Source organism: Candidatus Symbiopectobacterium sp. NZEC135 (assembly GCF_025962695.1).
Map to the genome: position 1 here is coordinate 1 of NZ_JAGFPF010001222.1, position 649 is coordinate 649.

The 649-nt window shown below is 43.1% G+C and carries 1 protein-coding gene; it reads left to right on the forward strand.

What is annotated here, in order from left to right; all coding sequences use genetic code 11:
* On the forward strand, nt 1–649 hold a 649-nt coding region (locus J5224_RS33465), incomplete at both ends, for a hypothetical protein (protein WP_264629190.1).

Genomic DNA, 649 nt, shown 5'->3' on the forward strand with positions numbered 1-649 from the left:
TATCCAAAAGTGATGCGAAAAGTATATTTCACAACACGGGAAAAACAATAAAAACGCCAGAATCAAAACAGCTGAGCAATGAAATATGCAAAGTCCTACGCCATGTATCCCATCAGCACGTAAAGCAGATATATACTACCTGGATGAAGAACTGCGGTGTCACCCTAACGCCTAAAACACCCGATGGGTGTTGTTACTCGGATTTTATGCATGACCACAGCAATATTATCGGCAGCGTGATTGCAGAAAGCAAAGAAGCCGTTGTGGTCGTTGATAAATTGCAAGCTAATCGTTTGATAAAAATCTTTTTCGACGGTGAATCACCGGGCATGATCAAAGATCAAACAGAGGCATTTAATCGTTATTACGGCGATGGTACCGCCAGTACGTTATCCGGTCGAGCGATTGTGTTAAACAATATCAGCGGTTATCCGCTGTCACAGGTACACCGTTTTCACGAAAATGCCGATGTCGATTTTGTGAAAACGGTGGCAAGAATGATTGATAAAGATGTGCATTCAATGGGATTGTCCAAGGATGATTTCTTATACAACGCGCAACATGAAAGGTTCCTCCCCATCGAGATGGAAACGCTCAAGGTCAACGCCATTAACCATGAGGCTTTGCAGTCAGCGCTGATCTATATCAG